Genomic DNA, 13,183 nt, shown 5'->3' on the forward strand with positions numbered 1-13,183 from the left:
TCAGGTCGCCGGCTGCATCGCGCCCGATGCGATGTCATCGTTGGCCTGACCGGCGCGCGTGCCGGTCTGCCAGATCGCCGCCTTGCGCTCGATCCACCGGATCGCGGCATTGAAGGCGATCGCCATGAACAGCACGAGGAGGACGCCGGCGAACACGTGCGGACTGTCGAGGATCGTGCGGTAGCGCGAGATCAGATAACCGATGCCGGCCGAGGAGATCAGCATCTCCGAGACGACGACGCCAACGATCACCAGCGCGCCTCCCACGCGGAGCCCCGACAGCACGGTCGGAATCGCCGCGGGAATGATGACGCGAACCAGCCGCTGGCTCAGCGTGGCGCCCATGCTGCGTGCCGCGAGCAGGAGTTGAGGGTCGATGGTCTGGATGCCGGCGGCGGTGGCCAGCATCGTTGGCAGGAAACCGTAAATCGAGGCGAAGGCGATCTTGGATTCCGAGCCGATGCCGAGCCACACCGTGAAAACGGGATAGAGGATCACGAGCGGCACTGCATAGAGGCTCGACACCATCGGCATGATCAGGACGCGCGGACCCGGCAGGCTGCCGACGATAGCGCCAAGCAGGATGCCGCCGCCGCAGGCGAAGGCCATGGAGACCACGACTTCGTAGAGCGTCACCGCGAGCGCATGACCGTATTCGGGTGCCTCGGTCCATCCGGCCATCAGCGTCGATGACAGGGACGGCAGGAACAGCTCGGGAACGAGACCGGTGCGCGGCAGCAGCTCCCACAGCGCAATCAGGCCGATCACGATCAGGTATCGCAGTGTCTTCGCACTTATCTTCGCAGTCAGCTTGGCGCTCATCTCCGCCTCACGCCGATTTGCGGATATGCCGCCAGATGCGGTCGCGCAAGCTCCCGAAGGCATCGCCGCTGAGCATCTCGTAGGTGCGGGGCCGCGGCAGCTGGACTTGGAGATGATCGACGATGCGGCCGGGCCGCGCCGACATCACGATCACCTCGTCGGCGAGATAAACCGCTTCGGTGAGGCTGTGCGTGACGAAGACCACGGTCTTGCCGGTCGCCGCCCAGATGCGCAGCAGCTCGTCACCCATGGTCATGCGGGTCTGCTCGTCGAGCGCAGCAAACGGCTCATCCATCAGCAGCACCGGCGGGTCCTGCACCAGCCCGCGCGCGATCGAGACGCGTTGCTTCATGCCGCCCGAGAGCTCGTGCGGATGGCGCCTGCCGAATCCGTCGAGGCCGACCAGCGTGAGCGCATCCTGCGCCTTGGCGCGGCGCTCCGCCTTGGGCACGCCACGCAGGGCCAGCGGAAACTCGACATTGTCTTCGGCCGTCAGCCAGGGAAACAGGCTCGCCTCCTGGAACACCACGCCGACCCTGTCCGGATCGGGCTGCGGAATCGGCGCGCCATTGATCGTGATCGTGCCCGAGGTCTGCTGGCGCAGGCCCGCCATCATCATCAAAAGCGTCGACTTGCCGCAACCGCTCGGGCCGACCAGCACGACGAAGCGACCCGGCTTGATATCGAGCGAAACGTCTTCCAGGGCGACCACGTCCTGGGACCTGGTCTTGAAGACCTGGCCGACATTCTTCACCTCGATCGCGCCGGCGCGCGCGGGAGGCTTCAACAGGGTCACGTTCGCCAATGGCTGCATCGCGTTTCCACCCATCTGACAAGTTCGTTGAAGGTCATGGCGATCGCGGCGACCATCACGACGCCGGCGAGGAGTTGCTTCATCTGAAAGTTCTCGCCCCAGGTCGCGATCTGGTGGCCGATGCCGTCGCGAGAGGCGTACATCTCGGCAAGGATCACGCCGGTGAGGTTGAAGATCATGGAGATTCGCAGGGCCTCCAGCAGCACCGGCAGCATGCTCGGCAGATAGACCCGGAACGCGGCCTGCATCGGAGTTGCGCCATAGGAGCGCGCCACCGTGAGATGCTCGACCTTGACCGACTCCACCGCCGTGGTCGTCGACATGATCACGATGAAGATCGTGGAAAAGAAGCCAAAGCCGACCTTCTGGGCGAAGCCGACGCCGAATACGAGGATGAACATCGGCAGGAAGATCGACTTCGGGATACTGAACGCGAAGAACAGCAGCGGCTTGGCCACGTCAGCGAAGTAACGGTTCTCCGCAACCAGGAAGCCGATCACGGCACCGAAGGGGACGGCTAGCGCGAACGCAGCCAGCACTTCGGTCGCGGTCACCATCAGGTCTTTCCGCACGGCCGCGCGCTGCAGGAGATCGCCTAGCGTCGCAAACGTGTCGGACGCCGAGGGCAGCAGGCGCGGATTGACGATGCCGGTGCGCGACAGCAACTCCCATAGCGCCGGGACCGCGATGACGATCGCGATCCGTGCGAGCTTGATGGCGAGCGAGTTCTGCATCGTTACGGCTTGGTTGGAACCGGCTTGAACCTGGTCGAGATGACGTCCTCGACCGGCACGATGTCCTTGAGCCCGCCGAGCTTGGCGAGGTCCAGCGACAGCTGCACGGCCGCGTTCACGTCAGGCGCGCCCATGTCGCCGCTGGTCTCGAGCTTCATGATGGTGTTGTCGTATTCCAGGGCGGCGATCTCGGCCGGCATTTCGTAGAGCTCGGCGATCAGCTTGACGGTCACATCGCGATTGGCACGCATGAACGCAACCGCGCCATAGAGAGCGTTCACCGCCTTCTGAACCAGCTGAGGCTTTGTCTCCGCCAATTTGTCGAGCACGATCCAGCCTGCCGTGAGGTTCGGCGGCACCGCCGTGGCGTAATCGAGGATCGACTTGGCTTCGCCCGACTTCGAGATCTGGAAGCTCAGCGGCGAATAGACCACGGCGGCCTCGACGTTGCCTGCCAAGAGGTTCGGCACCAGACCGCCGCCCCCAACCGGGACGCGCGTGAAATCGATTTTCTTGTCCTGGAGTGTCCACAGTGCGAGCAGGTCGGAACCGGAGCCGGCGGCGGTGATTCCGACCTTCTTGCCGTTGAGGCCCTTGACGTCGAGCGTCGACTTGGCCGGGACCATCAACTGCCAGCCAAAATTTCCCATCGCGGCATTGGCCACGATCCGTGACATCACACCCTTCTTGCGTCCCGCGGAGACCAGCGAGGGCGGATCGAGGATGATATCGGCCGCGCCCGCAGCCATGCCTTCGAACGTCTCTGCACCGCTGCGGTAGATCGTCAGCTCGGCCTGGATGCCTTCCTTCTCGAACAATTTCTGCCGCACGGCCGTCTCGGCGATCGTCGTCGGCCAGTAGGTCTTGGTCGGCAGGCCGACGCGAATGGTTTCGGCGGCGGTGGCAGGGCCGGCGAGCACGCCGGCTGCGAAGAGCGACGCCAATAGCGCCTTGCGGCGAGTTATTTTCATGATCTGTTTCCTCCCGGTCCCTGGTTTTTCTTTGCCGGATTTTTCCGGATTGTCAGTTCGCGCCGTTCACCTCCGCAATGCGAGGCGCGGCGAGCTCGACAAACTCTTTGGTGATGCCGAAGTGCTTTGCCAATGCGCGAACCGCCGCATCCGCGTCGCGCTTGACGACGGCAGCGACAATCGCCTTGTGTTCAGCCTCGACGTCGCGCGGCTTGCCGACCTCCCTGCGGATCGAGAGGCGGCGATATCGCTCGCTTTGTTCGTGCAGCACGTCGCGGAAGCCGAGCAGCCACGGCGAGCCGCAGGCATTGACCAGTGCACGATGGAAGATGCGATGGCGGACCACCCACTCCTCATAATGCACTGTCGGATCGTCGGGGTAGCGATAGGGAACGGCCTTCAGGTCGGCCCAGGCGGATTTCACGGAGGCAAGCCAGGCATCGTCGCCCCGCTCGATCGAGCGACGGAGCGCAAGGCCCTCGATGTCGATCCGGGTCTGCGTCACGTCGGCGAGATCGGCGAGTGACACCGGGCTCACCCGGAAGCCACGCTGGTCGGACGCCAGCACGAGCCCGTCGGCGACCAGTCGGGAAAGTGCCTCACGTACGGCGGCAAGGCTCACGGAAAACTGCTTGGCGAGGCCGGCGATATGCAGCTTCTGGCCCGGAAGCAGCCGCGTCGCCAGGATGTCGGCGCGCAAGCGCTCGTGCAACGCAGATGTCAGGCTGCGCGGACCGTCCCCGGGGCTTCCGGACACATGAAACTGAAGCGGACCCATGGGTCGAATGATGGCAAGGCAACGCGGAGGGGTCAATAGAAAATCGAAAATCGATTTTTCTGCTGAACGCCCGGGAATGGTACGCCCCTATCCCCGCTCAACCATCTCTGGATCCCAAACGCACCATCAACCAGGATCAGCGTAGTCGTGGTTTCCCGCGCCCACCACCTCGTACAAGATTTGATTGGCGCGCCGCTACTTTGCCAGCCGGAACTTCCCGCCTTCGACCTTGATGAGAAAGGCCGAGCGCTCATCATAGCCGTTGTGATCGGCCTTGCTCATGTTCGACAGCCCATTGTTGAGATAGATGTTCTGCCCTCGCTCGAGTGCGTCCCGCAGAGCCGCGCGAAATTCGGTTGTGCCAGGCTTTGCTGTCTTCAGCGCATCCGGTGCAGCTTTTCCGATCAGCGCGACGACATCCCAGAGGTGAGCAGCAAACATGTTGGGCTTTTGCCCGTTCGCCGCTTCATACGCGGTCACGAACTCCTCCGTCGAGCGACGGAACGGATCCCTCGTGGGAAGATCGGCGGCAATGGTAAAAGCCTCGCCCGCGAATACGGCACCTTCGACGTTCGCGCCACCGAGCTTGATGAACTCCTCACTGGCCACGCCGTGTGTCTGAAATATCTTCCCAGCGTATCCGCGCTCGCGGAGCGCCTGCTGCGGCAAGACTGCCGGAGTTCCTGCGGAAGCAATGAAGACGGCGTCGGGATTGGTCGACATCACCTTGAGCGCCTGACCCGTGACGCTGGTGTCGGCGCGTGCATAGACCTCGTGTGTGGTCACGGTCAGGCCCAACGCGGGCGCGAGGCGGCTCACCTCCTTGTAGTAGCCCTCGCCGTATCCATCAGAAACGCCAATATAGCCGAGCGTCTTCACGCCTGATGTCGCGATATGCTTGAGGATGGCGGCCGCCATGAGGTCATCATTGGGAACGACCTTGAAAGCCCAGGCGCGCTTCTCATCCATCGGTTGGACGATGGCGGTAGCGGCGGCGAGCGACAGCAGCGGCGTCTTTGATTCGAGCGCGACATCCAGCATCGGCATGGTCACCGGGGTCAGAGAAGAGCCGACCAACACGTCGACCTTGTCCTGGATCACCAGCCGGCGTGCGTTCTGGACCCCTTTGGTCGAATCCGACTCGTCGTCCAGGACGATATAGGTCACCTTCTCTCCACCGATCTCTTTCGGAAGAGCTGCAACCGTCTTGAGCTGCGGCTGTCCCAGCGCGGATCCCGGGCCGCTTGCCGAAATCACGATTCCAATCTTGATGTCCGCGTGAGCAGCATTCCCATAGAGGACGCATGCCACAAGAAGCGAGACTCGCGCGAAACCGATCTTCATGTCCTGTTCCTCCACGTCCGCTTTGATGACTCCGCCGGCTGCATCGGCGCCCCGGCTCGAGCTTGCAGTGCTCCCCAGGGCACCGTCGCCGCTCAAGAGGCATGTCGTCCGACATACGCGTTTCCTCCGGCGGTCCCGAGCAACCGGGACGGGCCATGCTAAGCGGATCCCAGCAACGTGTCTGTCCCTAGCGTTAGGGACAAGTCATCGGTGCCCGAACCGGAATATTGGGGTGGGCGGACGCACAGCCGCGTTCTCGCGGCGCGTTTCGCCCGAGCTTTGCTTCGTCACTTCACCCTCGTGTCCAAGAGGGCGCAGGGAAGGCCGGGTGCCGGCTGGCACCCGCGGTCCGCTGCGCGAAAAGCACACGCAGGAAGAACCGCACAGCAGCATACAGGTGTAGCCAATCACTCGGCCTTCCCTGCGCGATGGTTGGACGGCTCATGCCGTGCTCTCCCGGGAGCCGAGTTCCTTTTGGCCTCCCTCACCCTCGCGAAATTCACCGACACCACGCCGGTTGACGCAGATGCCGCATTCGCCAGAGCTTGACCGTAGCAACGACGGCCAGGACCACACGGTTTTGCCGTACGCACGGCCCGCCATTTCGTCACCGGTTTCGACGACGTTGTGCACGTTGCCGCCGACCTGATGACGAGACGAAGCCTAGCAGCGCCGCTCGTCGGAACGAAGCCTCGGGCTCACGGAGAGCAATCCGCCCTGCCCTTGGCCTCTCGTACCCGAACGCTGCCGCGTCCACCGCAAGCCCGGCTCGCGAACATGACGACCACAAGATCGCCCCTCAAGGATGAGCCGCGATGGGCGACACATACGCCCTTTCCGAATTTCGGTAAAGCGGAATATTTTTGTAGGATGGGGTCGACGGGGTGGCGGGTGTTTTGCCCGACGGGTCCGGCCCCGGCACCCCTTCCGCAAAATGAGCGGACTCGGGACGCGATTTCAACGCGTCGGCGGCATCAGCGCACGCAGGATACCCGGTTTCCAGGCTTGGCGCGCACTGTCGAACGCCGCGAAGTCGTGATCGAACTGCCAGTAGGCCCATGACCAGCCGAGCCTGTCGGCGCTTCTCGCCACGAATGACAAATACCGCTGTCGGCTGTCGGATGGCGCACGCTCGTACACTCCGAACTCACCGACATAGACCGGGCGCTGCTCTTTCTCCGCCCAGAGGCTCATCTTCCTGAAGTCGGCGGCAGCCTTGGCTTCATCCTCCGGACTGCCCCAGTCCAGGGGCCCGATCCGCGAAAACGTCGGAGACCACGGCGCGCCCTGATGGGTGAACCGTATCGGCGCGTAATAATGAAACGTGACGATGAGATGCCTGTCCTCGGCCGGCAGAACCAGCTCGTCGACAGGGATCTCATCGATGTTGAGAACGGCGGCGATGACCGGCCGTTCGGGATTGGTGCGGCGGATAATGCCGAGACATTCATTGAGGAGCGAATTCCAGCTGGCGGACGTCATTTCTCCACCAGGCTCGTTCAACACCTCGAAGACGAGTGCCGGATATCTGCCGGCATAGCGCTCGGCGATCTGCCGCCAGAACGCCTTGAGCTTCTCGGCGCATTCGGAAACATCGCGCTGGCAAAGGTGGGTGTCGTGCTCGTCGACGATGGGAACGAGCTTCCTCGCGAGAACCTCCTCGATGACGGCGTCAAGCCGCCTCAGGACGATCTCGTCCAGGACATTCCCCGGGCCCATGAACTTGAAGCCGAAGAAATTGATCCTGACATGCGCGAACCCGGCCTTCTTGATCGCGGTCAAATTGTCCAGGCGAAATGGCGCGTTTTCGCCGCCTTCCCAGATTCCATCGTAGCCGAGAATGTTGATACCGCGACCCAGTTTTGGCGTGTCACGGGAGGCGGCCTGCTCGGCCCCCTGGGCGTGGGAGGACAGCGATGCAAGGAAAACCAACATAGCCGCAAGATTGAAGCTTCTCGGCCAACGCGAGCGCATGGCGGTCATACTGCTTCCATTCCTGAAGCCTGGAATTCCGCCGGTCGCACCGGCCTGCACGTCGCAAAGAAAAAGCCCACCAGGAGCACCGATGTGAACATCGTCGAACGAAGGAACGTCGTCTCCGTAAAATTGGTCTGAAAGCTGAGGACGACAAATCCGATGATGAGGGCACAATGCGATCGGTCGATCGTGCGAGCGGAAATCAGATGGAGGATCTTGTGCGAGAACAGGAGGACGCTCGTGGCAAAGAGCGTATACCCCAGAAATCCGGTTTCCATCAGGATCGCGATGTAGCCGCTATGATAATTGTCGAGCACCCAGCCGTGGTTCTGTTCGAAATAGTCGTAGATCGACGGGACCGTCCAGAAGCCGTTGATGCCGAATCCGAGCAGCGGCGCATCGTTGAAATGGCTGATCGCGTAGTGCCAGATGAAGGTCCGCTCGGTGAAATCGATACTGGAATCGCCGATATGGATGGCGTCATATCCCGTCGCGTAAAAATACAGGATCAGAAGTCCGGCCAGAATGCACATGACGAACGGCAGGAGCGCATAGAGCCTCATGCAGCCGACCGACCACATCGAGGTCACGAGCATGGCGCAGGCGGCCAGAGCGACAGCGCCGGCGCCGCGCGATTCCGACGCGAAGACACAGGTTGACGCCAGCAGGAACACCGCGAGGAATGCCAGCCACCCCTGCCCCGTCATCTTTCGATAGCAGGCCAAGAACATCAGATACGCGCCGACGAAGCCGAGCGTCTGCTTCGATTCGTAGACGCCCTGCCATTGACCGTTGTGCATCCAGCTGTGATCGATCCCGATGTCGGGCACGGCCACCGCACAGACAGCCGACGCGGCGACCAATATGAACAGCCCAAAGGCCGTGGCTTTCACGATTTCGTCCAGGTCGACGCGCGTGACGAGGCAAAATGCACCGAACGTCGTCATCGCAAGCGCCGCGCTCTTCATGATCGCCGCGACGCTCAGGCTGGACCAGAACACCGAGACAATTGCGAAGGCGTAGAATGCGACCAGCGCCGCCATATCGGGGTTGACCTGCAACCGCGGGCGCGGCTGCACGAATGCACTTGCGTAGATCAGGACAGCCCACATCAGAAGGGCTATGGCCTGTTGCAGAAAGCTCAGCTCCGCCGGCAGTAGCGCGGCGTTGAAGATGCCCATCGATGCGACCACGTTGATGGTGATCGAACAGGTGATCGCGAACCTGGCTATCTTCTCGACGCCAACGCTGCGCGTCGTCCAGATCGCGCTCCCGGGTGCTCCGGAATCCACCTCGGTCTGCAGGCTGGCCATTAGATGACCTTCCTTAAGCGCGGTTAATAATTTGCTAGCGCAGGTCGATCTCCATCGCTGCGACGCGACGCCGTTGCGAAATTAACATTTTGTTAACGATATGAGCCTTGCGCGACGCATTAATGCAAACTGCACGCCGCCGGTGTCTCGCCCGTAACGACCCTGCTATAAAGCGCAGGTCCGGCTCGACCGTCCCGAGCTATCCGGTTTCCCTGGTATCATGAACAGACCTAGCAGCACGTTCAACATCGCCATCGAGCAGGGATTCGACTTCCTGTCGCCTGATTACGCGGAGCTGTTTGACAACTCGGCCGCCACCGCGTTCCAGCATCCGCTCTGGCTCGACACCCTCTACACCCGGCTCGCGTCTCATGCAGGCGCAACGCCTCTGGTTGTCGTGGTCCGCCACCGCGCGACGGGCGCCCTTGCGATGGTGCTGCCCTTGCTGCGGATCCGGCGCGGCCCGATACGGACCATCGAATTCGCAGACCTCCGCGTCTCCGACTACCTGGCGCCGGTGTGCAGCCCGCAGGTATTTTCCGAGCTGCTCAAGGACGAGAGTGCGTGCGCGGAAATCAGGTACCTCGTCCGCCCGTTCGATCTGCTCCGAATGACCAAGCTGCCGGACGGACGGCTTCCGATCGAGAACCTCCTGGCTACGCCCCGCCGTGTCGCGATGGAGTCCAATGCCTACGCGACCGTCCTTGTCGCGCCGTTCGAGCAATGGCGCGCCAGCGCGATCGACCGTTCCTACCAGAAGGAGCTCGCAAAGAAGTCCCGGCAGCTCCAGAAGAAGGGCGATCTGAGTTTTTCATGCTGCGGCGACAGCGCCTCCGTGATCGAGGCGCTAGACGTGATGCGCAAATTCCGCGGTCCGCGCTTTCAGGCGCAAGGCGACGGAGATCTGCTCCAGCGCCCCGAATATTACGGCTTCTATTCCGAGATGGCGCAGCGCGGCCTCGGCTCCTTTGTCCGGCTCTATGCCATGAAGATGGATGGCGAGGTGATCGCCGCCGTGCTCGGGCTCTGCCATCAAGGCAGCTTCCTCGTCATCATGAGCGCCTTCGACATTGCGGGATACAAGAGCCAGTCCCTGGGCGCGCTGATGTTCGAGCAGGTCGCGAAGGACTGCATCGAGCGCGGGGATCAGATGCTCGATTTCACTATCGGTGACGAGCCCTACAAGAAATTGTTCGGCGCGCAGCCCTCGCCGATGTGGGCGGTCACGCAGGCCGGCAGCACCGTGGGCGCCATTTCCTTGTTCGCACTGAAACAGGCTCCCTGGCTCAAACTGGCCGCCAAGCGAATGTCGGAGTTCAGGCTTCTGCCGACGCGGACGTCAACGCCCACGCGCTGACCGGCGCGAGGCCCCCCCGACGATACAACGGCTCTCAGGCGCGTAGCGCGCTTCGAACATGCGAGAGCCAGCCTGGCCGCATTTGATCGACCCGGTGGGTGATCGTGCGTCGCAGGAAGTGCAGCCGCCGCCGCACGTCCCAGCCGATATCGTTGCGGGACGTCAGGGCCTGCCGGAAGCGCGCCATCTTCAGCGACTGCTGGTCAGCCGCGATCTTGTCAGGGTCGGAATAGAATTCCGAAATCTTCTCCTGGCTCATGCCCTCGGTCACCAGCCAACGCGGCGCATATTCAGTGCAGAGGCGGTCGACGTCGACCAGCAGGCGGGCAACGCCCGTACCCGCGGCCGGGCAATTGGTCTGGAAGGCATCGCCGATGAGCACGACGCCGGGCTGGAGATGCCCTTCCACGACGGACAGGTCCATCACCCAATTCTGCACCCGGTCGATCACGTGGAAATCGCCGAGGTAAGGCCGCAATCCCGGCAGCAGGCGCAACACCGTCGCTTCCGGTTCGCGGCGCAGCTCGCGCATAACAGGATCGGCCGGGTCGCGGAACATGAAGAGATTTGCCCGCATGCCGGCCCGCACGGGAAACAGGCTGAGATAATCGATGCCGTCCGCCGTGCGCTCGCCGTAACAGGTTAGCGCCTCGAAATCGAACGGCACATCGTCCCGGCGCGCGATCGTGAAGCCAAACGTGACCGAATGGCGCTCGGCCAGCACCCGCCGCTTGATACCGAGCTTGTAGCCGAGAACGCCCGCCATGCCCGTGGCCAGCACGACAAGGCGCGCTGTCATGCGCCTTCCGGACGCGAGCTCGATATGCTGGATATCTCCGCTACAGTTGACGGCCGTGACCTCGTCGACGATCAGGCTGGACGGATCGGGCAGTTGACTGCGCGCCATGGCGACGAGATCGGCATACGGAAGTCCGTAAGCCCGTCCGACGCTGACATCGACCACCTTGCCGTCCCTGATATTGAGCACCTGATCATATCGGCAGGCCACCTTGTCGAGCGCGTCGAGGAAGCCCAGCTTACGCAACATCTCCAGCTGGTGGCCGCCGATTTTCTCGACCCGGAACTCGTCGGGATGGACCGCGCGCTTGTCGACGAGAGCGACACGATGCCCTGCCCGCGCGAGCACGGCCGCCGCGAGCGAGCCCGCGAGGCCGCCGCCCACGATCGCGATGTCGGCGACGATCGTCGGCGGGTCGGCTTCGGCAATCGGCTCCGTCACGTTGCTATCCGCCGTCATGGTCCAGGCTCCCACGGTCAACGATGATTGCCCGTGCAATTCTCTCGCCTGATGTCGCATCGCAGGACCAAACGCGATCATTTCTCGATATCTCGGTTAATGCAGCGGAGACCTGCCCGGCCCGATGAGAACCGGCACGCGCCTTGCTCGGGATGGCCCATTCCCGGCGAGCCGGTCCGCATTCCAGCGGCTCATCTCGCCTCATCGGCCGCCGATGCGGCGCTATGCCGCCACGCGATCAGGCCGCAGTTTGCTCTATCTGGGACAATGGGGTCAGCGATGTTCCATAGTGAAGCAACAGACATGGCCGCGACATCGCGGCGGTCGGCGGGATCATGGAGGCCGCTCATTAACACTCGTGGTTTTTCGCCATGCTAGGCTGTCGCAAGTAATCGGAAAGTGTCTCTTCAAGGAAAGTTGCCTCTTAAATTTCCATGATCGAATCCATCGTCCAGTTCATGCGGCGCGACGTGACGCGCGGTGTTGCCGGAACCATCCTTCTCAAGGTTGGTAGCGGTGCGCTTGCGTTCGCGTTGTTCTCGCTTGCGGCACGAACGATGTCGCCCGATGGGTTCGGCATCTTTGCGACCTGGCTTTCGGTGGCCCAGATGGCAGCGGTCGTCGGTCTGGTCGGCCAGGAATCGCTGCTGGTGCGATTTCTGAACGAGTATCGGGTGGGAAATCAGCCCGATCTCACCAAAGGCGTGCTGCTATCGAGCCTGAAGATTTCCTCCGTCGCGATGCTGATCGCGATCGGCGCAATGGCGATCGGCGCGAACATCAAGGGCGCCTCGTGGCTGCTGGTCATCGCGGTGTCGGCCTACACGGCCGTGAATGCGGGACTGATGCTTGGCAGCCAGATCGCTCGCTCGCTGGTCAGCATTCTCATGGGGGAAGGAAACAGGGAGTTCTTCTGGCGCGTCAGCGTCGTGCTGTTCCTGCTCGCAATCATGTGCGGCCATCGCCAGCTCGATCCCGCCGAATTGATCGCCGTGATGACGATTGCCATGTCGGTCGGACTGATTGCACAGATCATCGCGATTGCGCGAACCCTGCCGGATTTCCGCGGCACGGCGGCGGGGTCCGAAACGTCGCGCTGGAGATCGAGCGCGCTTCATTTCTGGGTCGCATCCATCCTCGAAGCCGCGAACCAGTATTTCGACGTCATTCTGGTCTACTGGATGCTGGACCCGACAACCGCCGGAATTTACTTCGCCGCTTCGCGCCTGGCCAACATCTTCGCCATGCTGTCGGCCGCACTGTACAGTTTTGGCGCACGTCGGCTCCCCTCGCTGTACTTCAGCAAGAACCACCAGGAATTCGAGCGAACGTTGCGGCTCATGGCGGAAGTGACCGCGGTGTGCGTGGTCAGCGGACTTCTCCTGATCTGGGTTGGAGGTCCCCATCTGCTCAACCTGTTCGGGCCACATTTCGCTGCGCAGCACTGGGTCCTGATCGTGCTCGCGCTCGGAACGGCGTTCCAGGCGGCGGGCGGTCCTTCTGCGGCGATCTTGCAGCTGACCGGCTATGAGCGCGAGTATGTCCCCGTGATTGCCGGAAACGTAGCGCTGCGGCTGATCGGATTTCTCGTCCTCATTCCCTGGCTCGGCGTTCTTGGCGCAGCGATCTCGGCCACTGTGTCGCTGGCGCTCGCGACCATCGCTCTCAACATCCTCTGTCGCCGGCGAACCGGGGTCGATCCTTCGATTTTGGGACTTCTGCGCTTCTCGCCATCGAAACCTAGCGCCTATGCGGTCCGTGGCGCGGACTCCGGCGAATAGATCTCTGGTCAGCCGAGGCAATGGCGCGGCTCGG

At 62.6% G+C, this 13,183-nt stretch carries 11 protein-coding genes; 2 read left to right on the forward strand and 9 right to left on the reverse strand.

The window, feature by feature from the left end:
* From IVB40_RS23510 to IVB40_RS23545, 8 genes are all read right to left on the reverse strand, one after another.
* Positions 1-822 (reverse strand): ABC transporter permease, encoded by an 822-nt coding sequence (locus tag IVB40_RS23510; RefSeq protein ID WP_247467895.1) that lies wholly within the window; start codon positions 820-822, stop codon positions 1-3.
* A 7-nt stretch (positions 823-829) separates the two neighbouring features.
* Positions 830-1,636 carry an ABC transporter ATP-binding protein gene (locus IVB40_RS23515; protein ID WP_051462902.1) on the reverse strand — a complete coding sequence of 269 codons (807 nt, stop codon included), beginning with the start codon at positions 1,634-1,636 and terminating at the stop codon, positions 830-832.
* Positions 1,615-2,370 carry an ABC transporter permease gene (locus IVB40_RS23520; RefSeq protein WP_247816470.1) on the reverse strand — a complete coding sequence of 252 codons (756 nt, stop codon included), beginning with the start codon at positions 2,368-2,370 and terminating at the stop codon, positions 1,615-1,617. Before IVB40_RS23520 ends, IVB40_RS23515 begins: the two co-directional genes overlap by 22 nt.
* 2 nt (positions 2,371-2,372) lie before the next feature.
* Positions 2,373-3,341: an ABC transporter substrate-binding protein gene (locus tag IVB40_RS23525; protein ID WP_247816471.1), complete on the reverse strand. Its 969-nt coding sequence runs from the start codon at positions 3,339-3,341 to the stop codon at positions 2,373-2,375.
* A gap of 52 nt (positions 3,342-3,393) precedes the next feature.
* Positions 3,394-4,053 carry an FCD domain-containing protein gene (locus tag IVB40_RS23530; RefSeq protein ID WP_247282326.1) on the reverse strand — a complete coding sequence of 220 codons (660 nt, stop codon included), beginning with the start codon at positions 4,051-4,053 and terminating at the stop codon, positions 3,394-3,396.
* 261 nt (positions 4,054-4,314) lie between these two features.
* On the reverse strand, positions 4,315-5,463 hold the full coding sequence (locus tag IVB40_RS23535) for an ABC transporter substrate-binding protein (protein WP_247816472.1): 1,149 nt from the start codon (positions 5,461-5,463) through the stop codon (positions 4,315-4,317).
* Between the two features lie 957 nt (positions 5,464-6,420).
* A complete protein-coding gene (locus IVB40_RS23540) occupies positions 6,421-7,446 on the reverse strand; it encodes a cellulase family glycosylhydrolase (protein WP_247816473.1) in 1,026 nt (341 codons plus the stop codon).
* Positions 7,443-8,753: an O-antigen ligase family protein gene (locus IVB40_RS23545; protein WP_247816474.1), complete on the reverse strand. Its 1,311-nt coding sequence runs from the start codon at positions 8,751-8,753 to the stop codon at positions 7,443-7,445. Before IVB40_RS23545 ends, IVB40_RS23540 begins: the two co-directional genes overlap by 4 nt.
* Positions 8,754-8,973: 220 nt before the next feature.
* Between IVB40_RS23545 and IVB40_RS23550 the strand changes: the two genes are divergently transcribed.
* Positions 8,974-10,110, forward strand: coding sequence for a GNAT family N-acetyltransferase (locus IVB40_RS23550; RefSeq protein WP_027569287.1), 1,137 nt, complete (start codon positions 8,974-8,976; stop codon positions 10,108-10,110).
* Positions 10,111-10,144: 34 nt separating this feature from the next.
* Here IVB40_RS23550 and IVB40_RS23555 read toward each other — a convergent pair whose 3' ends face one another.
* Complete coding sequence (locus IVB40_RS23555; protein ID WP_247816475.1) at positions 10,145-11,368, reverse strand: NAD(P)/FAD-dependent oxidoreductase; 1,224 nt, start codon at positions 11,366-11,368, stop codon at positions 10,145-10,147.
* 434 nt (positions 11,369-11,802) lie between these two features.
* Here IVB40_RS23555 and IVB40_RS23560 point away from each other — a divergent pair, with 434 nt between their 5' ends.
* The gene (locus IVB40_RS23560) at positions 11,803-13,149 is read left to right on the forward strand and encodes a polysaccharide biosynthesis C-terminal domain-containing protein (RefSeq protein ID WP_247816476.1); all 1,347 of its coding nucleotides are present in this window, start codon (positions 11,803-11,805) and stop codon (positions 13,147-13,149) included.
* Positions 13,150-13,183 lie beyond the last annotated feature (34 nt).

Source organism: Bradyrhizobium sp. 40 (genome assembly GCF_023100925.1).
In the GTDB taxonomy this organism is placed as follows: domain Bacteria; phylum Pseudomonadota; class Alphaproteobacteria; order Rhizobiales; family Xanthobacteraceae; genus Bradyrhizobium.

Bases quoted from the DNA above. Each gene is read 5' to 3' on its own strand.
- IVB40_RS23515 (WP_051462902.1), bottom strand. From the start codon at position 1,636: ATGCAGCCATTGGCGAACGTGACCCTGTTGAAGCCTCCCGCGCGCGCC.
- IVB40_RS23520 (WP_247816470.1), bottom strand. From the start codon at position 2,370: ATGCAGAACTCGCTCGCCATCAAGCTCGCACGGATCGCGATCGTCATC.
- IVB40_RS23545 (WP_247816474.1), bottom strand. From the start codon at position 8,753: ATGGCCAGCCTGCAGACCGAGGTGGATTCCGGAGCACCCGGGAGCGCG.
- IVB40_RS23540 (WP_247816473.1), bottom strand. From the start codon at position 7,446: ATGACCGCCATGCGCTCGCGTTGGCCGAGAAGCTTCAATCTTGCGGCT.
- IVB40_RS23560 (WP_247816476.1), top strand. From the start codon at position 11,803: ATGATCGAATCCATCGTCCAGTTCATGCGGCGCGACGTGACGCGCGGT.
- IVB40_RS23510 (WP_247467895.1), bottom strand. From the start codon at position 822: ATGAGCGCCAAGCTGACTGCGAAGATAAGTGCGAAGACACTGCGATAC.
- IVB40_RS23550 (WP_027569287.1), top strand. From the start codon at position 8,974: ATGAACAGACCTAGCAGCACGTTCAACATCGCCATCGAGCAGGGATTC.
- IVB40_RS23535 (WP_247816472.1), bottom strand. From the start codon at position 5,463: ATGAAGATCGGTTTCGCGCGAGTCTCGCTTCTTGTGGCATGCGTCCTC.
- IVB40_RS23525 (WP_247816471.1), bottom strand. From the start codon at position 3,341: ATGAAAATAACTCGCCGCAAGGCGCTATTGGCGTCGCTCTTCGCAGCC.
- IVB40_RS23555 (WP_247816475.1), bottom strand. From the start codon at position 11,368: ATGACGGCGGATAGCAACGTGACGGAGCCGATTGCCGAAGCCGACCCG.